Below are 19,100 nucleotides of genomic sequence, written 5' to 3' on the forward strand. Positions count from 1 at the left end.
CGGGAACAGCAGGCAACCTTTGCCCGGCAAAATCTCTCTATCTTCACAGTCTCCGTGTTTATTACAAAAGTTGATGCGCTACCTGCTGCTTGTTGTATTGATTATAAGTGAGTTGTCGGCACGAGCTGGTATTGTGCGCGGCCTTGTGACCGACCAGCAAAACCAGCCGCTGGCTTTTGCCAACGTGGCCGTGCGCGCCACTACCACCAGCACCGCAACCAACGAACAAGGCCGCTATCAGTTGCGCCTGGAGCCGGGGCAGTACGAGTTGGTATTTCAATATGTAGGGTTCAAGCCGCGCCTGCAAACCGTGCGCGTGGCCGGCGGCGACACCGCCACGGTCCTCAACGTGCAGCTTACCCCCGAAAATTACCAGCTCAACGAGGTAGTGGTGCGCGCCTCCGACCGCGACCCCGCCTACGCCCTGGTGCAGCAGGCCATCAACTGGCGGCGCTACCACGAGCGAGAGGTAGCCGCTTACCGGGCGCGCCTCTATGTGAAAGCCCTGGGCCGCCTCTCCGATGTACCGGGCAAGGTGCTGGGCCTCGTAAAGATCGGGCCGGACATCAAGCCGGGCATCTTCTACCTCTCCGAAACCATTTCCGACATCACCTTCCGCCAGCCCAACATCATCCAGGAAAAGATGCTGTCGAGTAGGGTGAGTGGCGATTCGAAGCGCGTGAGTTTCAACATTGCTAGTGCCGGCAAGGGGCTTAATTTTTACAGCAACCTGCTAAAAAGCAGCTTTTCGCAGCGAGGCTTTGTGTCGCCGATTGCCAGCAACGCCATGCTGTTCTATCAGTACGAGTTGGTAGGCTCCACCCAGCAAGGCGATTTGCTGATTCATAAAATCCGCGTGACACCGCGCCGCCGCGCCGACCCGGCGTTTTCGGGTTTTATTTATCTGATTGACGGTACATGGCGGCTCTACTCCGTGTCGCTCGACCTCAGCAAAAGTGCCCAGCTGGAGTACGTCGACCATGTACACCTGGAGCAACAATTTATGCCCGCGCCGGGCGCGTCGGGCGTGTGGGTGATTCAGTCGCAGAAAGCTACGGCTACCTTCGAAGCGTTCGGGTTTAAGGGGAGTGCCAACGCCACAGCGGTGCTATCGAACTACAAAGTGGTGCCTACCTACGCCACGCCCCAGCAAGTGGCCGCGCCACCCGCGCCGGAGCCTGTGGCCAACGCCCCCGTGGAGCGTGAAACCGTGGCCGACGTACGCAAGCAACGCCCTACCCTGCGCGGCCTCAATCAGAAGGTAAAGCGGCAATTGCGCCGCAGCAACGCCGATTCTATCAATACCGCGCTGGGCATTGTGGAGCCGTTGCGCCGGGGCGAGATTCAGCGGGTAGAAGCCGGTGCTACCACCCAGGACTCGGCCTACTGGAACGAGGTGCGCCCGGTACCCCTCACGGCGGAAGAACAGCTGGACTACCACGTGAAGGACAGCACCGAGGTAGTGCGCAACTCGCGCCCCTACCAGGATTCCTTGGACCGCAAGCGCAACGAGCTGGGGGTAGGCAAGCTGCTGCTCAGTGGGTACACGCACAACAACACCTTTGCCAAGCGCCAATTGTACGTGCGACCGGTGTTCAACATCCTGCAATACAACACGGTAGAGGGCATGGTAGCCAATGCCGAAGCCACCTATACGCAGGATACCGACGACCGGCGTCGCTTCCAGTTCACGCCTATCATCCGCTATGGTTTCGCGGCGAAGCTGTTGAGCCCCTCGGCGCAGATTGATTGGCAGCTGGACCCCGTAGTGCTGCGCCGCCTGACCGTTTCGGTGGGCCGCACGGTGGAAAACTTCGCCGAAAACACCCAGCTCACGCCCTTTATTAACTCGGCGTATACGCTGTTGCGCAACCGCAACTATGCCAAGCTCTACCAGCGGCGCGGGGCCGAGGTGGCCTACCTCACCGAAATCACCAACGGCCTGACCGTGCGCGGCGCCGTAAACTACTACGACCGGCGCGAGCTGTTCAACAACACCTACGACCTGCTCATCGACGTGCCCGGCCGCGCTTTCACGCCCAACACACCCGAAAACGCTGAGCTAACCGATACGGGTTTCGGCCGCAGTCAGGCTCTTACCTTGGAGCTGACCGCCACCTATCAGCCCGGCCAGCGCTTCCTCACGCGCCCCGATGGCAAGGTGAACCTCTATACCCGCAAGCCGCAGTTTCGCTTCACGTTTTTGCAGGGCGTTCCCTCGGTGTTTGGGTCTGATGTGCGCTACACGCGCCTGGCGGCGGGCATCCGGCAGAGCATACAAATGGGCTTATTGGGTACCGGTACCTACGACGTGGCGGGCGGTGGCTACCTCGGCTCGCCGCGCTTGCAGTTCATGGACTACCGCCATTTTGCCGGCAACCAAACCATCCTGACCGGCAACTTCGCGCAGTTTCAACTGCTGGATTACTACCAGTACAGCACCCGCCGCGCCTACCTCGAAGCGCACTACAACCAGCATTTCAACGGTTTCTTTCTCAACAAAGTCCCGCTGCTGCGCCGCCTGAAGTGGCAGGAAGTGGCCTCGGTGAACTACCTGCACACCCAGGCCGCCGGCCACTATCTGGAACTGGGCGTGGGCATCGAGCACATCTTCAACATCCTACGCATTGATGGCTATACGGCCCTGCAATCGGGAAAGCAAATAGGCAGTGGTGTACGGATTGGGCTAGGGTTTTAAAGTAGAAACCCGTAATCAAATTACAATAGAACGTTATGCTTGATCTGGCGTCCGCTTGTCGAAGCATGATAGTCCCAATATTTAGCTGCCTATAAACCTACGAGCGTACCACCGTTGCCGGCCTAATCGCCCTACCACGCACATTATACAGCACAATCGACACCAGAATAACCCCATACGCCCACAGCTCCACCGGCCGAGGCTGCTCTCCGAAGTACCAAAACGCCAGCACAAAGCTCACCAACGGGTTCAGGTACATCATGATGCCTACTGTGCCGGAAGTGAGGCCATTGAGGGCGTAGAGGTTCAGGAAAAGAGGTAAGACGGTGAAGCCCACACTGAGAATTCCCGCAAACAGCAGCAGGCGCGTATCGGCGAAGCCGGCTTGTAGATCGGCGCCGAGTAGGGGAGCGGTGGGTAGGAGAATGACCGTGGCGAGTAGCAGTTGAATTGTGAGGAGCACTAGGCGGTCGTAGCCCTGCACAATGCGTTGGGTGATGAGATAGAGTGCATAGGTGATGGCCACTACCAGACTCATCAGTAGGGAGCGTACGTCGCCCGTCACGAGTAGGGTGCAGCTCAGCGCGCTCAGGCCAATTGCCAACCACTGCGGCAGCCGCAACCGCTCGCGCAGCAGCAGAAACCCCAGCAACGATAATAAGATGGGGCAAATGAGGTAAGCAAACGAACCCGCCTGCACGCTCACTTGGTTGATGACGTAAATAAACAACAGCCAATTGCTCATCAGCAGCAAGCCGCCTACCACAGTGCCGCCCGCCACGCGCCATTGCTCTGCCCGTGCGGCCGCCCGGTACTGAAGCAGGGTAGCGCGCACCACCCCCACGCGCCCTACCCCGTGCAGTACCAGCAACACCAGCACCGACAGCAGCACCCGAAACAGCAGAATCTGCCCGCTGGGGTAGGTGGTGAGCTGGCGCAGGGGTAGGGGAAAGAAGCCCCAAATCAAAAAAGCGGTGAGGGCGGCTACGTAGTAGCGGGAGGTTTTCATACAGAGGAGAAAGGCCGCAAAGATACGCTGCCAGCTGCCGGTCGTCCACAACCGTTCTACCTTTGTAGCGGTTGTATTGTTCGTTATGCTTCAGTTCCTCAGTTTGCCCGCTCTCACCGGCGGCACCTTGCTCCAAACACCCGCTACGCCCGTGCCCGTGCAGCACTTGCTGCTGGATAGCCGGCGGGCTGACGCCCAGGCGGGCGGCGTATTTTTTGCCCTGCGCGGCGCCCAACACGATGGGCACCGTTACCTTGTTGATGCCTACCAGCGTGGCGTGCGCCTGTTCGTGGTCGATCAGCCCAACGGTCTGACCGCCCTACCCGGCGCCGGCGTCCTGCTGGTACCCGATAGCTTGGCAGCCCTGCAAGCCGTGGCCGCGGCGCACCGACGGCAGTTTCGCCTACCCGTGTTCGGCATCACGGGGTCTAATGGTAAAACCATCGTGAAGGAGTGGCTGGCCCAGCTGCTGAGCCCCGACGAGCTGGTGTGCAAGAGTCCGCGCAGCTACAACTCGCAGGTGGGCGTGCCTTTGAGCGTGTGGGAGTTGAACGCGTCGCACACGCTGGGTATCTTCGAGGCGGGTATTTCGGAGCCGGGCGAGATGGCGCGACTGGCTCAGGTAATTCAGCCTACCCTCGGCCTGTTCACTACCCTCGGTACGGCCCACGATGCCGGTTTTACTTCGCTTGAGCAGAAAGTAGCGGAGAAGATGCAGTTGTTTACTGAGGTAGATATGCTGTTCTATTGCCGCGACCAGGAGTTGGTGCACGCGGCCGCTCAGCAGCTACCCAAAGCAGTGCGCACGTTTTGCTGGAGCCGCTTTCATCCCTACGAGGCCAACGTGGCCGTTACGCTTTTGGAGTCTGCCGCCGACCGTACCACCGTGCGCCTGGCCATGCAGCGGCCGTTGTTGCAGGAGCACACTTTCACCCTACCCTTCGCCGACGAGCCCTCGGTGGAGAATGCCTTGCACTGCCTTACGGTATTGCTGTGGCAGCAGGTGCCCGCGGCCGAAATTCAGCGCCGGCTGGACCGCTTGCAGCCCGTGGCTATGCGTCTGGAAATGAAGCAGGCCCTCAACGACTGCTACGTGCTCGACGACACCTACAACAACGACCTTGCTGGCCTCACGCTGGCCCTGGACATGTTAGCCCGCCAGCCGCGCCGGGGCCGCCGCACCCTCATTCTCAGCGACGTACTGGAATCGGGTCTGGCAGCTGATGAGCTGTATGGACGCGTAGCCCGGCAGCTGGCTACACATGGGGTAGAGCGGTTGGTAGGCATCGGGCCAGAAATCAGCGCGCACCAGCGTGTGTTTGGCAGCGCCGAGCAGGAATTTTATCCGGATACCGAAGCCTTCCTGGCCGGTTTTCAGGCCGATGATTTTCACCATGAAACCATTCTGGTAAAGGGTGCCCGGCGCTACGGCTTCGAGCGGATTGTGGCGGCGTTTCAGCAGAAAATCCACGGCACGGTGCTGGAAGTGAACCTCGATGCGCTGGTGCACAACCTCAACTACTACCGTCAGCGCCTCGCGGCCACCACCAAGCTCATGGTGATGGTGAAGGCCTTTGCCTACGGCAGCGGCAGCTACGAGGTAGCCAACCTGCTCCAATTTCATCGGGCCGACTACCTTGCCGTGGCCTATACCGACGAGGGCGTGGACCTGCGCGAGCACGGCATCAGCCTACCCATCATGGTGATGAACCCCTCGCCCGACAGCTTCCAAAAGCTGCGGCAGTATCACCTGGAGCCCGAAATCTACTCTTTTGAGCGCCTGCACGAGTACTTGCGGGCCGCCCGCGAGCAGCCCCTACCTGCCATTCACCTCAAGCTCGACACGGGCATGCGTCGCTTGGGTTTCGGGGAAGAAGACCTGGACGAGCTGTGCCAGGTGCTGCAAGCCAACGCCGCCCACCTGCGTGTAGCCAGCGCCCTCACCCACCTGGCCGGCGCCGACGAAGCCCAACACAATGATTTCTCGCAGCGCCAACTGGCCGCTTTCCAGCGCATGACGCCCCGCCTCGAAGCCGCTTTGGGCTATTCCATCCTCAAACACGCGCTCAACTCGGCGGGCATCATCCGATTTCCAGAGGCGCATTTTGATATGGTACGGCTGGGTATTGGGCTCTACGGAGTAGAAGCCACCGGCCAGCAGCCCGATGCCCTGCGTCCGGTCAGTACCCTGTGCACTACCATTTCTCAGATCAAAACCCTACCCGCCGGGGAAACTGTGGGCTACGGCCGCCGCGGCCAAGCCACCGACTACGACCGGCGCATTGCTACCCTGGCCATTGGCTACGCCGACGGCTACGACCGGCGCTTTGGCAATGGGGTAGGTGAGGTGCTGGTGCGCGGGCAACGCGCACCGCTCATTGGGAATGTGTGCATGGACATGTGCATGGTCGATGTGACCGGTGTAGTGGGTGCCCAGGCCGGCGAAGCGGCTGTATTATTTGGCGAGGGCCTACCCCTCACCGAGTTGGCCACCCGCATTGGCACTATTCCCTATGAACTGCTAACCAACGTGAGCGAACGGGTAAAGCGGGTGTTTGTGACGGAGTAGGGGAACCAGCGGAGAGAGGTGGATAATATAAAAATACCTTTATAACTATATCCACCGTACACCTAAACGATACTATCTCACCCTGATTTAACATGAAAAAGCATTTCCTTTCCTTGTTTGCCGCAACGGCCCTTCTTGCCTCTTGCAGCGACCTAAAAAATCCAGAAACCAAGAACGAGCCCCAGGATGCTACGGCTGATACGGCCGTTGTGTATAAAAATAGCGAAGGGCCAGCCCCCACAATTATCGATACGGACCCTGATTGGACCTACAACGCAGCCGATCTGCAGGTAGTAAATGACGAAGAAAGCGGTCTGCTGCCGGGCGTACGCATTCTGGCGGCCGGACGGGTGCGTCTCTACGGCCTCAACGACGAAGTCCTGTTTGATGTGGATAAAGCCTCGCTACGTCCCGAAGCCACTAAGGCCTTGCAGGATATTCTGAATTCCATCGACAAACGCTACCCCAACCGCGACATGCGCGTGTATGGCCATACGGATTCTACGGCCAGCGCCGCCTACAACAAAACGCTGGGCCGCGAGCGTGCCGACGCCGTGCGCAACTGGCTGATAGAGCAAGGCAAAGTGCCCGAATCGCGCATCACAGTGAAGTCGCTGGGACAAGCGCAACCCATTGCGGATAATGGCACTGCTGCCGGCCGTCAGGAAAACCGTCGCGTCGAAATTGCCGTGCTCACCAAGTAAGTTAATTTCGTAGTCCCCTATACGCAACGCGGCCCCGATGCTAGTAGCATCGGGGCCGCGTTGCATATAGGGCTTAATATAATTAGTCTTTCAGCATATCTACTTCAGCCCGAATCATGGCGTTATAGCGCTGGCCGTTGCTGGCTAGGGTGAGCAGGCTCCAACCTTTACCCATGGTGTAGCTCCAGGTGCGGCTTTCCTTGAACTCGAAGGTAGGCCGCAGAATCTGGCCATAAGGCGTGTAGGTATCCATGAAGTTGGTGGTGTAGAACTTATCACCGCTCACAATCCATTCCATCGCCACAAAGAAGCCTTCTGTGGGTGCCTCAATATTATACGTAGTGAGGTCTACGGTATACCATTCACCGCCTTTCGGGGCCGACACGACTACGTTTTCGGTCAACAGATCGGTGTTGGGCGAGTTGTAGTTACCGTCGGCGCGGTAGATGCGCACGCGGAACGGTTCACGGGGGAAGCCGTTTTCCCCGATGTAGAACGACACCGAGCGCACGTTGCCGAGTTTCTTGTTCTTGTCGTTCTTCACGAAGAACGCATACTGGCTACCGGGCATACCCTGAATCATCCCTTCGCCGGGGGTGTTGTTGCGCGACCCCAGCGACAGATCTTTCACTTTGGCGCCTTTTACAGTCACGTTGGCCAGCTCCACCACGCGGCGGGGCACTTCCACAATCATGTCGGGCACGTTCACGCCGCGCTTTATGGCAACAGCTTTGCGGTAGTAGCCCAAGGCCAGGATAATCAGCGAGTCTTGCGGCACCTTTTCGGGGGCGGCCATCTGGAAGAAACCGAACTCATTGGTGAGTGCGCCGGTTTGTTCTTCCTTCAGCCCCAACGAGGCAAAAGGAATAGGCTCCTTCGTTTCCTTGTCGACGACGCGACCAGAAATCCGGAACTGTCCTGCCGCTTGGTCCTGAGCAAAGCTCAGCGCAGGCAAAAAGAGGGCAAAAGCAAGGAGGGTGAATAGTCGTCTGAGCATAATAAAGTACGCTTGTATACTCCCAAACTACAAAAAATCGTGCCGTAATCGGCGGATAATCTTACTATATTCATAATTATGCAATTTGATTTTGAAATAGTGATACTACGCAGCAAAACGATAGAAAAGCACCAATTTTTAGTATAAATCTGGCCTTTGGCTGAAACATAAAAGGGTGGTACCTTTGTTTGAATAGAATCTAAATAGAAACTACCGCCGTGCCTGTGTCCTCTGCTTCTTTCCCTACTTCTACCGCCCGCAGTGTAAAAGACCTGCGCGTAGGCGAATCCGGTACTATCTGCTGCCTCAACGACCCCGAAATGGCGCTGAAACTGCTGGAAATGGGATGCATTCCAGGTACGCAGGTACGCCTAAACAGCAAAGCCCCGCTGGGCTGCCCCGTTACGCTGGTTCTCGGCAACGGCGACTACACCTTGTCGCTGCGCGTAAGTGAGGCCGCTACCATCATGCTGCGGGATTAGTACGAATAGTTAGGTAGGTAGATGGGTAGCGTTGATGTTACGATAAAGCGAGCGGGCGCCGGCATGTCGGCAACTACACTGGAAGTGGCGTCGCCGCGGCTGCCGGGCACGCTCACGCGCATTGCGCTGATTGGCAACCCCAACTCCGGCAAGTCGTCGCTGTTCAATCAGCTCACAGGCCTCAACCAGAAGGTAGGCAACTTCCCAGGCGTGACGGTGGACCGCAAAACCGGCGTGGCGCAAATTACGCCCCTGCTGCGCGCCGAAATCATCGACCTACCCGGTACGTACTCACTCTACCCCAAAAGTCTCGACGAGCGAGTTATCACCGACCTGCTCTACGATAGAACCTCGGCCCAATACCCCGACTTTGTAGTTATAACGGCCGACGCAAGCAATTTGCGGCGCAACCTGCTGCTGTTCACGCAATTAGCTGATTTGGGCCTGCCCGCCGTACTGGCTCTTAATATGATGGACACGGCCGAGCAGCACGGCGTCAAAATTGACGTGGCGGCCTTGCAGCAAGAAGTAGGCGTGCCCGTCATTCCCATGAATGCCCGTAAAGGCATTGGCATAGCGGCCCTCAAGATTGTGATGGGCCAACAGTTGGCAGCGCCTACTGTGCGCTTCTACGAGCCTACCGAGGAGCTGCTGCCCATGATTCGGCAGATCCGTTACTACTTCAACCTCCACAACGATTACTTGGCGCTGCACTACGCGCATCAGTACCAACGCATTAGCTTCCTGACTGCCGACGAGCAAGCCTACATCGGGGAGTTGGTGCAGCAGTACGGTTTCGAGCCCACAGCGCAGCAAGCCCAGGAGACGATTGACCGTTACGCCCGCATCAACGAGCTGCTGCTGAACGTAGTAGAAGTAACACGTACCGATGAGGCCGAGCCCTACAGCAACCGCATCGACCGGGTGCTGACGCATAAGGTATGGGGCTACCTGATTTTCTTCGGGGTGCTGTTTCTGATGTTCCAGGCGGTATTTGCCTGGGCCAGCTACCCTATGGAGCTGATTGACGAAGGCGTGGCTTGGATCAATCAATTGGTGCAAACCAACTTCGAGGGGCCGCTCATCAGTCTGCTCACGGAAGGCGTACTGGCTGGCCTGGGCGGCGTGCTGATTTTCATTCCGCAGATTTCTCTGTTGTTTGCTTTCATCGCGGTGCTGGAGGAAACCGGCTATATGGCCCGCGTCACGTTCATGATGGACCGCATCATGCGCAAGTTCGGGCTGAACGGCAAGAGCGTCGTGCCACTGATTTCGGGGGTAGCGTGCGCCGTGCCGGCCATTATGAGCGCCCGCACCATCGAAAACTGGAAAGACCGCATCATCACCATCTTCGTTACACCGCTGATGTCGTGCTCGGCACGCATTCCGGTGTATACTGTGCTTATTGGGCTGGTAGTGCCCGATACGCCGGTGCTAGGCATCTTCAACCTGCGTGGTATTGCGTTGATGGGGCTGTATCTGCTGGGTTTCTTCGCCGCTATTTTGTCGGCATTGGCCATGAAGTTTCTGCTGAAAACCCGCGAGCGGAGCTACTTTATTATGGAGTTTCCGGTGTACCGCTGGCCGCGTTGGAAAAACGTGGGCATTACCATCGTAGAGAAGGTAAAAACCTTCGTGTTTCAGGCGGGTAAGGTGATTGTGGCTATTTCCGTTATCCTGTGGGTATTAGCCTCCTACGGTCCCGGCGACCAGCTGGCCCAAGCCGAAACTCAAGCCCGTGCTGCGGCCACGCAGCAGCAACTCTCGCCCGAAGAAACGGAAAATGCAGTGGCCTCAGCCAAGCTCGAAAACTCCTATGCCGGTACGATAGGACATGCGCTGGAGCCCGGCATCCGCCCGCTGGGCTTCGACTGGAAAATTGGTATTGCATTGATTACCTCCTTTGCTGCCCGCGAAGTGTTTGTGGGTACTATCTCCACTATCTACAGCGTGGGCCAAGATGCCGACACGCGTACCATTCAGCAAAAGCTAGCCACCGCCCGCGACAGCCAGGGCCAGCCGTTCTTCACGCCGGTGCGGGCCTTGTCGCTGTTGGTATTCTATGTATTTGCGATGCAGTGCATGAGTACACTCGCAGTTACCTACCGCGAAACCAAAGGGTGGAAGTGGCCTATTCTGCAAGCCGTATATATGACGGGCCTTGCTTATGCTGCTTCGTTGCTGGTGTACCAGCTAGGTTCGTAGGGGCGAAGTAAGCTTGTAGAAAAGAAAAACGTCTGTCATCCTGAGCTTGCGAAGGATGACAGACGTTTTCGCTCAGTATCTTACCCTACTGCCCCACCAAAAACACCGCTGGTTGCTTGTGAATCTCGGGGAGGCCGCGCTTTTTCCAGCCAGCAACCGTATCGGTGCGCACGTACTCATTGGGGGCCGTGAGGCTGGCTGCGATGCATAGGCGGGTAGAGGGCTGCAACTGGCTCAGCAGGTCTTCGAGCAATGGCATGTTGCGGTAGGGCGTTTCGATGAACAGCTGGGTTTGGTGTTGAGCCAGCGCAACGCGCTCCAGCTGCTTCACAGCCGCAGCGCGGCGGCTCCGGTCGATGGGTAAGTAGCCGTGGAAGGTGAAGCTTTGGCCGTTCATGCCGGAGGCCATCAGGGCCAGCAGCAAGCTGCTGGGGCCTACCAGCGGCACCACCCGGATACCCAATTGGTGCGCCCGCCGGGCCAGCTCGGCGCCGGGGTCAGCCACGCCGGGGCAGCCTGCTTCGGACAGCACGCCTGCATCTTGTCCCGCCGCCACTGGCGCCAGCGCAGCCTGAATCTGTGCTTCCGTGCTGTCTTTGTCAATCACCGTGAGGCGCAGGTCTTCGATAACTTGCTCGGGTGCTACCTGCTTGATGAAGCGCCGCGCCGTACGGGCGTTTTCGACCAGGAAATACCGGAGCGCGGCAATCTGGGCCGGTACCTGGGCCGGCAGCACCTGCGTGGCCGTATCGTCGGCCAGCACGGTAGGAAGGAGGTAGAGCGTACCAGGTGTCAATGAAGAGTTAAAAATTAAGAATTAAAAATGATTGTCTGACTTTAGTTGAAGCTGATATAGCAGGCGTGTTATGCGTTGCTTGCAAGGCTCTTATGGTACCTAGCCTACCTATTTTTAGGTATCTATTCTTACTTACCCCTGGTCCACGAAGGCTTTTACCAACTCGAATACCTGATCGGGTTCCTCGGCGTGTACCCAGTGCCCGGCGTTGGGAATAGTAGCGATGTGGCTGTTCGGAAACAGGGCCGGAATGCCGTGTAGCTTGTCCTCGGGCGTGATGTAGTTGGAGCGGCCGCCGTTGATGAACAGGGTAGGCTTCATGAAAGGCGTATCGTTGGTGATTTCCTCGCCAATCTGGGCCATTTCGGCGTCCAGCACGGCCAGATTAGGGCGCCAGGCGAAGGAGTTATCTTCGCGGCGGTAGAGGTTTTTGAGCAGGAACTGTCGTACGTCGGGCTGCGAAATGTGCTGGGCAAGGGCCTCGTCGGCGGCCTGGCGGGAAGTGCAGGTAGTGAAATCGACGGCGTGCAGACCAGCCAGAATATCATCTTGGTGGCGCATATCCGAGAAGGCGGGCGCAATGTCAACCACAATGGCCTGGGCCAAGTAGCTGGGGTGGTCGAGGGCGAAGCGCATGGTTACCTTGCCGCCCATGCTGTGGCCTAGTAGGGTAGTGCGGTCGGCGGGAAGTTGCAATTGCGCAAACAGCTTGCGCACGTCTTCGCTCATCAACTCGTAAGTGTGCTCGGGTGCGTGCGGCGAGCGGCCGTGGTTGCGCAAATCCACCAGCACTACGCGGTAGTGCTCAGCCCAGCGCCGGGCCAGGGTTTGCCAGTTGTCGAGAGTGCCGAAAAGGCCGTGCAGGATAACCAGGGTACGCTCGCCCTGCCCCAATTCGCGGTAGTGTAGTTGCATAGTGCCGGCAAAGGTCGGAAGAAGCTAGGTATTACGCTGGCAACGGCTCTGGGGTGGCGCTGGGAAGCTCAATTTCAATAGTCGTTCCCTGGCCCTGCGCACTATGAATGCGCAGCTCTCCGTGTTGCCGGTCTACAAAAGCGCGGCACAGCACCAGGCCCAGCCCCGTACCCTCGCGCCGCTGCCAGCGGGTAGGCTGCGCCAAGGAGTTAGGATGCAGCAGTGCTGTTACCTGCTCAGGAGACATGCCTGGACCACTATCTGTACAAGCAAGCACCACGGCCTGAGGGCTGGCAGCGGGGTAGGCGCCCAGCCGCACGGCGCTACCCACCGGGGCAAACCGCAGCGCATTGCTCAGCACGTTGCGCAGAATGGTGCGCGTCATGTTGTAATCGGCGTATAGCGTAAGCCGAACCGGAACGTCGGTTAGCAGCTGAATCTGTTTGGCCTGTGCGGTTGTCTGGTACAGCTCCACAATTTCGGCAAACAATTCTGCCACGGGCAGCGGCTCAGGCTGAAAAGCCAATTCTCCGTTCTGGTTCACGGCCCATTTCAGCAAGTTATCGAGCAGGTGGTTGATGCTGCTGGTGGTTTGATGCACCAAGGTGGGCAGGCGGCGCAAGCCAGCCTCATCGCCATTGTTGAGGTAGAATTCAATCAGCTTTGTTACGCCCGAGAAGGAAGTCACGGGTCCGCGCAAGTCGTGCGCCACAATCGAGTAGAGACGGTCTTTGGAGGCGGCCATGCGCTGCAACTCCGCTGTGGTTTCCTGTAAGGCCCTGTGATTGCTGGAGAGTGCTGCCCGGCTGCGCCGCAACTGTAAGTAAATGAAAATGAAAGCCGCCAGCCCTACCGTTAGAATGGCAATGGTAATAATGAGCTGACGGTTCAGCATACTCTGCAACTCCTCGTTAGCAGTAAGACGGGCAATCTGCTGCTCCTTGTCCTGGGTTTCGTAACGCTGCTGCAAAGCGGCCAGCGCCACCAGCCGGTCATGGTTGTTGAGGGTGTCATTGAACAGTAGGTAGCGCTGCTGCCAGGCATAGCCCTGGGCGAAATCGCCCTGTGCCGCTGCAATGTTGGCTAAGCTACTATATGCCTCAAGCAGGAAGGAGTAGTAGCGGTGGGCGCGCGCCAACTCCAGCGCTTGCATAGCAGAAATTTCTGCCTCAGCGGGACGTCGGCGGGCTAGCAGTACGTGGCTCAGTTGTAGCAACGCGCTGGTTTCTATTTTGGAGTTGTGTCGTTCTTGCGCCAGGCTCACAGCATTGCGCATCAGCCCTTCGGCAGTAGCATACTGCGCAATCGATTGATAATAAGCACCTAAATTAGCTGTGTACTGCGCTTGCGCAAGAATGTCCTTGCTACGACGAGCCATAAGAAGGGCGCGGTGCAGGTGCTGCAACGCTTGCTGATTACGGTGCATGGCCAGCAGCAACACCCCCACATCGCCAAACAGCGCAATCTGGGTAGGGCGCTGCACACCTTTGTGGTAGGCCAGCGCCAGTGCTGGTCGGTAGAGACGCCACATGGTGGCCGTATCGCCGCGGACTGAGTGCACACTAGCCATGTGGTGGTAGCTGCGCACAATGCCGTCGTAGGAGTTGAGCCGCCGGGCCAACGACATGGCCTGCTTATATAGCGTGAGGGCGTATTGGCTGTCGCTGAGGTTGGTGTAACACACGCCCAGACTAAGCAAGCTCATCAGCTGCCCTCGTTGGTCGTGTAGCCGCCGGGCCAGTGTGAGGGCCTGCCGACCATAGACAATGCCTTGCTCCGGGGCGTTGTCGTAGTGCTGCACGCACAGAGAGTCCAGGAGGCGCACGCGGTTGGTATCGGGGGGCAGGATGGCCAGCAGGCGGTGCATCCGCTGCACGGCCAGCGAATCCTGAGCCTGTGCAGATGAAATTCCGGCAGCACTTGCTAGCAACAGGCAGAGCCATAGTTGCTTGAGTGAACCGGAGAATGACACAGCGTAGGGATAGAGATAGATGGAGGCCAACAATCCACACTGATGTTGTCAGCAATGCAACGGATTGTCGGTAAACAATATAATAGAATTAAAATTAGTTTTTATTTCACAAAAAGCAAAACCACCGCTCGCGCTGTTCCAAATGCGTGTTGCGCAGAAACTCCGCTAATGGATCCAGATCGGTCAGGATAGAGGTAATAGTAAGTGCTTCGCCGCTAGCTAGATGCAGTCGCATGTACTCGTACTTGTTCCAGAATACGTGCCGCGACACGCAAGTGACGTACTCCACCCGCACCAGATCGGCCCGACTAAAGGGAATGCGTACCCGCTGCTCGTATACTTCCAAGCGGTTTTGCTTGCCATCGAACACCAGCGTGGTGCTGAAATTGCGGGCGTAGTACTGGGCATGCAGCACCAAAGAGGGTACCGAAAATCCCAATACAACAGCCCCCAGCGCCATTGCCAATACCAATTCCACCGCCGATAGCGTACCCATGTAAAAAAACGACAGCAAAAAGGGTAGGCCCACGCATAGGCACAGCAGCGGCCAGAACAGCAGGTAGAACTGCCGCAAAAAAGTGGGCTGATATACCTTGCTGTTCTTGCTGAAAAAATTCGTGATAAACCGCAGCCCCACCACTATCACCAAAATGGCGAAAGTGGCTTCCAGTAGCGGGCGTAGAAAGGTCAGAAAGCGAGTCATTTACCGAATGGTTATCCACGGCTCATCCGCCGCGTGGGGGCGCAGGGTGCCAAACGGCGCGAGATGCAAGCCGTGCCGCTGAAAAACTGCCTGGGCTTTTTTCCTACCCTCCGGTGCCACGCACACCAGCAGGCCTCCCGAAGTTTGCGGGTCGCAGAGCCACTGGCGCTGCTCGTCGGAGATGGGGCCTACCTTGTGGCCGTAGCTGGCCCAATTGCGGTTGGTGCCGCCGGGCACGGCCCCTTGCTGCCGGTAGGGCTCGGCGGCGGCCAGCAGCGGCACGTGAGCAAAGTCGATTTCGGCCGTCAGGTTGCTACCCTCGCACACTTCCGAGAGGTGACCCAGCAGGCCAAAACCCGTAACATCGGTCATGGCACGCACGGCTTCCAACTCGCCTAACTCAGCCCCGATTTTGTTGAGCTGCATCATAGACTGTGGCGCCAGGTGGGCGTCTTCGTCGCGCAGAATGCCTTTTTTCTGGGCTGTGGTCAGCATTCCTACCCCAAGGGGTTTGGTGAGGTACAGTTCGCAGCCAGCAGTGGCAGTGTCGTTGCGCTTGAGTTGCGCAATATCCACCATGCCCGTCACGGCCAGCCCGAAAATGGGTTCCGGCGAATCGATGCTATGGCCGCCGGCCAGCGGAATGCCCGCCTCGCGGCAAATGCTACGGCTGCCTTCCATCACGCGCTGGGCTACCTCGGGTGCCAGCTTATCCACGGGCCAACCCAGCACGGCAATGGCCAGCACCGGCCGCCCGCCCATGGCATACACATCGGAAATGGCGTTGGCCGAGGCAATGCGCCCGAAATCGTAAGCATCATCCACGATGGGCATGAAGAAGTCGGTGGTGCTGATGAGGGCCTGCCCATTGCCAATGTCGTACACGGCCGCGTCGTCGCGGGAGCCATTGCCTACCAGTAGTTTGTCGTCGTGGGGCTGGGCAATGGTGGTGTGCAAAATCTGGTCGAGCACGGCCGGCGCGATTTTGCAGCCGCAGCCCGCGCCGTGGCTGTATTGGGTGAGGCGAATTTGATCGGGAGAGGTTATTTCAGAATCAGACATGCTGAAGATGATGAAACGTTTAAAGAAATATTATAGGGTCCATTCTGCTTGCTGAAGGACTATTCGATAGCCATCCGGGTCTTCAAAGCAGCACCCCTTCTCATTCCAGTAAGGGTTATAAGAAGCAACGGGAGGAAACCCGCAATGCTGCATTCGTTGCAGGGTAGCCTTCCATGAAGCAGCATCGGGTACATAAAAAACCAGTAGATGATCTTGAGTAGGCGCTTTGCCCACAATATGGCCTATCTGATGAGTGAATTCGAAATGATAAGGTGCCTGTGAACGACCAAGCATTACTCCATTGAAACCATTATGGTCATTAAATGAGCTTAGCTTTTCAAACCCAAGCCCATCACAATAGAAATGCATAAGTGCATCTATATCATCAGTAGGACGAGCAACGCGAAGGACAGGTGTATACATAATTGATTTGGTAGAGTAGCTACTTACATTGCCTTTGTAGCTGCTAACACCAAATCCGCATTTACCGCTGCATCGCAGGTGTCGGATACTACACGAGTGAAGGTGCGGCCTTCTAGCCCGTGGCCATAGGTTTTATCGTAATAATCGAGCACCAGGCTCACCATCTTTTCCATATCGTCTTCGCCAATGGCGGCCAGGGCTTCCTTGGTAGCTAGTCCGCCCAGGCGTTTGCGTATGCGTAGCACGGAGGTAGCCAGCGCGCCAGCATCGTGGCGGCCGTACTCCTCGGCCAGCTTGCGCACCCGCACTGCCCTCGGGATTTCCAATACCACCAAGGGCGCTTCCTGCAACTGCGTAAACAGCGGCGGCGGAATGTGTACGCCGCCGATGGTGCGGCTTTCGTCCTCTGCCCACGCGGGTAGGGTAGGGAGTAGGGCCGCCATCAACAGCGCCAAGTCGTTTTCGAACTGCTCCTGGGTAGGCTGAGCGGGCTGCCCAATGCTACCAAACGCCGAGCCTTTGTGCCGCGCCACGCCTTCCAGGTCCAGCACGGCCTCGCCGCGAGCGGCCAGCTGGTGCAGCACATCGGTTTTGCCTGAGCCGGTGAGGCCGCCCAGCACGCGTAGCGGCCGGGGCTCCGTGAACTGCGCCAAGGCCCAGCGGCGGTAGTCCTTATAGCCTTTGTCGAGTAGCTCTACCCGAAAGCCGGCCAGCTCCAGCAGCCACTGTACGGCTCCGCTGCGCATACCGCCTCGCCAGCAGTGCAGGCGCACGGCCCGGCCGGGCGCTACCTTTTGCGCCTGCTTCACCATCTGGCTCATCTTCGGCCCAAACAAATCCAGCCCCAGCAGCACGGCCCGCTCTTGGTTGATTTGCTTGTAGGTGGTGCCAATGCGCGCCCGCTCCTCATCCGAAAACAACGGAAAGCTCACCGCCCCCGGAATATGCCCTTGCGCAAACTCAATGGGCGCCCGCGCATCTAGAATGGGTAGGTCTTCGGGTAGTTGCAAAAAATCGGGTAGGGCGAGGCGGGGCATCCTTTATAATTAAGAATTAAAAATTAAGAATTGGCAGGGGCGAATGAGAGCGGTTTTCTACGGTTACGCCCGCTTCGTAATCCTTCTTTTTTAACTGATTAGTTGCCTCCGGTACAGCTGAATCGTGTTCTCCAAGCCCAGATACAGCGCGTCGCAGATGAGGGCGTGGCCGATGCTGACCTCGGCTAGGCCAGGTAGGTTTTGATGGAGGTAGGCCAGGTTCTCTAAATCGAGGTCGTGGCCGGCGTTGAGGCCAAGGCCCAGTTCTTGGGCTAGTTCGGCGGCTTGGCGGTAGGGTGCCAGGGCGGCAGCTGGGTCGGCGGCGTAGTTGCTGGCGTAGGCTTCGGTATATAGCTCAATGCGGTCCGTGCCAGTGGCTACGGCGGCCTTCACCATGGCCGGGTCGGGGTCGAGAAAAATGCTGACGCGGCAGCCTAGTGCTTTCAATTCCTGTACTACCCCAATAAGGTAGACCTGGTGCTTGATGGTGTCCCAGCCGGCGTTGGAGGTAATGGCATCGGGGGCGTCGGGCACCAGCGTTACCTGCTCGGGGCGCACCTCGCGCACCAGGTCCAGAAAATCGGGGGTAGGGTTGCCTTCCACGTTCAGCTCCGTGGTCACTACCTGCTTCAGGTCGCGCACGTCCTGGTAGCGCACATGGCGCTCGTCGGGGCGTGGGTGCACGGTGATGCCATCGGCGCCAAACCGCTCACAATCACGGGCAGCCTGTAGTAAGTCGGGGCGGTTGTGGCCACGTGCATTCCGCAGCGTGGCGATTTTATTTATGTTTACGCTTAGCTTCGTCATCAGAAAAAAGAAGAAGTACGATTGTACAACCCATCGTAACCGGCCAAAGTTACGTTTTGCCTGCATAGTGGCCCACGGATTCTTCTGGCTGCTACCTTACCAACTCTAGTTACTCATTCCTCCCAAAAATGGCTCTGAAAGAAACCATCGACGCTGATATCAAAAAGGCCATGCTGGCCAAAGACAAAGTGCGTCTGACCACGCTGCGCAGCATCAAGTCCCAGATTTTGCTGGCCGAAACCGCCGAGGGTGCCCACGGCGCGGCCCTCTCCTCCGCCGACGAAATCAAGCTGCTGACCAAAGCCGCGAAGCAGCGCCGCGAAGCCGCCGAAACCTACCAGCAGCAGTTCCGCTCCGACCTAGAAGAAAATGAGCTGGCCGAGCTAGCCATTATCGAAGAGTACCTGCCCCAGCAACTTTCTGAAGCAGAGCTGGTAGGCCGCCTCACCGAAATCATTCAGCGCGTGGGCGCCACCGGCCCATCCGACCTGGGCAAGGTGATGGGCATTGCCGCCCGCGAGTTGTCCGGCCAAGCCGACGGCCGCATGATTTCTCAAACCGTGGGTCACCTGCTCAACAACACGAATTTTTAAGGTAGGAGGGTAGTGAAATAAAAGTGCGTGTCATCCTGAGCTTGCGAAGGACCTTCTCACGCTAGGACGAGTCGTTGGTACGTCTGTCGTTCTCCTGTGAGTAGATCCTTCGCAAGCTCAGGATGACA

General features: G+C 57.8%; 16 protein-coding genes. 6 read left to right on the forward strand and 10 right to left on the reverse strand.

The features are described from left to right. The first annotated feature begins 73 nt into the window (after positions 1-73). Positions 74-2,698 carry a DUF5686 and carboxypeptidase regulatory-like domain-containing protein gene (locus KYK14_RS05295; protein WP_219157596.1) on the forward strand — a complete coding sequence of 875 codons (2,625 nt, stop codon included), beginning with the start codon at positions 74-76 and terminating at the stop codon, positions 2,696-2,698. Between the two features lie 97 nt (positions 2,699-2,795). Here KYK14_RS05295 and KYK14_RS05300 read toward each other — a convergent pair whose 3' ends face one another. Next, the gene (locus tag KYK14_RS05300; RefSeq protein ID WP_219157598.1) at positions 2,796-3,707 is read right to left on the reverse strand and encodes an EamA family transporter; all 912 of its coding nucleotides are present in this window, start codon (positions 3,705-3,707) and stop codon (positions 2,796-2,798) included. Between the two features lie 85 nt (positions 3,708-3,792). On the opposite strand from KYK14_RS05300, the gene KYK14_RS05305 reads away from it, so the two are divergent. Further along, a complete protein-coding gene (locus KYK14_RS05305; RefSeq protein WP_219157600.1) occupies positions 3,793-6,276 on the forward strand; it encodes a bifunctional UDP-N-acetylmuramoyl-tripeptide:D-alanyl-D-alanine ligase/alanine racemase in 2,484 nt (827 codons plus the stop codon). Positions 6,277-6,368: 92 nt separating this feature from the next. Then, a complete protein-coding gene (locus KYK14_RS05310) occupies positions 6,369-6,980 on the forward strand; it encodes an OmpA family protein (protein WP_219157602.1) in 612 nt (203 codons plus the stop codon). Positions 6,981-7,062: 82 nt separating this feature from the next. On the opposite strand, the gene KYK14_RS05315 is transcribed toward KYK14_RS05310, so the two are convergent. After that, positions 7,063-7,935 carry a carboxypeptidase-like regulatory domain-containing protein gene (locus tag KYK14_RS05315; protein WP_208308969.1) on the reverse strand — a complete coding sequence of 291 codons (873 nt, stop codon included), beginning with the start codon at positions 7,933-7,935 and terminating at the stop codon, positions 7,063-7,065. A gap of 266 nt (positions 7,936-8,201) precedes the next feature. Here KYK14_RS05315 and KYK14_RS05320 point away from each other — a divergent pair, with 266 nt between their 5' ends. Together KYK14_RS05320 and feoB are read left to right on the forward strand one after the other, a co-directional pair. Next, positions 8,202-8,459, forward strand: a complete 258-nt coding sequence (locus KYK14_RS05320; RefSeq protein ID WP_185282277.1) for a FeoA family protein — start codon at positions 8,202-8,204, stop codon at positions 8,457-8,459. Between the two features lie 63 nt (positions 8,460-8,522). Continuing rightward, positions 8,523-10,664, forward strand: a complete 2,142-nt coding sequence (gene feoB / locus KYK14_RS05325) for a ferrous iron transport protein B (RefSeq protein WP_208308968.1) — start codon at positions 8,523-8,525, stop codon at positions 10,662-10,664. Positions 10,665-10,749: 85 nt separating this feature from the next. Here the strand turns inward: feoB and KYK14_RS05330 are convergent, their stop codons facing one another. From KYK14_RS05330 to KYK14_RS05365, 8 genes are all read right to left on the reverse strand, one after another. Further along, positions 10,750-11,460 (reverse strand): SAM-dependent methyltransferase, encoded by a 711-nt coding sequence (locus KYK14_RS05330; protein WP_219157604.1) that lies wholly within the window; start codon positions 11,458-11,460, stop codon positions 10,750-10,752. Positions 11,461-11,592: 132 nt separating this feature from the next. After that, complete coding sequence (locus KYK14_RS05335) at positions 11,593-12,375, reverse strand: alpha/beta fold hydrolase (protein ID WP_219157606.1); 783 nt, start codon at positions 12,373-12,375, stop codon at positions 11,593-11,595. Positions 12,376-12,406: 31 nt separating this feature from the next. Next, on the reverse strand, positions 12,407-14,305 hold the full coding sequence (locus tag KYK14_RS05340; RefSeq protein WP_219157608.1) for a sensor histidine kinase: 1,899 nt from the start codon (positions 14,303-14,305) through the stop codon (positions 12,407-12,409). 148 nt (positions 14,306-14,453) lie between these two features. Beyond that, a complete protein-coding gene (locus KYK14_RS05345; RefSeq protein ID WP_219157610.1) occupies positions 14,454-15,050 on the reverse strand; it encodes a PH domain-containing protein in 597 nt (198 codons plus the stop codon). Beyond that, positions 15,051-16,112: a selenide, water dikinase SelD gene (gene selD, locus KYK14_RS05350; protein ID WP_219157613.1), complete on the reverse strand. Its 1,062-nt coding sequence runs from the start codon at positions 16,110-16,112 to the stop codon at positions 15,051-15,053. 30 nt (positions 16,113-16,142) lie between these two features. Continuing rightward, positions 16,143-16,535: a VOC family protein gene (locus KYK14_RS05355; protein ID WP_219157615.1), complete on the reverse strand. Its 393-nt coding sequence runs from the start codon at positions 16,533-16,535 to the stop codon at positions 16,143-16,145. Positions 16,536-16,558: 23 nt separating this feature from the next. Beyond that, complete coding sequence (gene mnmH, locus KYK14_RS05360) at positions 16,559-17,572, reverse strand: tRNA 2-selenouridine(34) synthase MnmH (protein ID WP_219157617.1); 1,014 nt, start codon at positions 17,570-17,572, stop codon at positions 16,559-16,561. Between the two features lie 90 nt (positions 17,573-17,662). Continuing rightward, positions 17,663-18,379, reverse strand: coding sequence for a pyridoxine 5'-phosphate synthase (locus KYK14_RS05365; protein WP_219157619.1), 717 nt, complete (start codon positions 18,377-18,379; stop codon positions 17,663-17,665). 128 nt (positions 18,380-18,507) lie between these two features. Between KYK14_RS05365 and KYK14_RS05370 the strand changes: the two genes are divergently transcribed. Next, positions 18,508-18,972: a GatB/YqeY domain-containing protein gene (locus KYK14_RS05370; protein WP_185282287.1), complete on the forward strand. Its 465-nt coding sequence runs from the start codon at positions 18,508-18,510 to the stop codon at positions 18,970-18,972. Positions 18,973-19,100: the final 128 nt, after the last annotated feature.

The sequence above is a fragment of the Hymenobacter profundi genome (assembly GCF_019334315.1).
In the GTDB taxonomy this organism is placed as follows: Bacteria; Bacteroidota; Bacteroidia; order Cytophagales; family Hymenobacteraceae; genus Hymenobacter; species Hymenobacter profundi.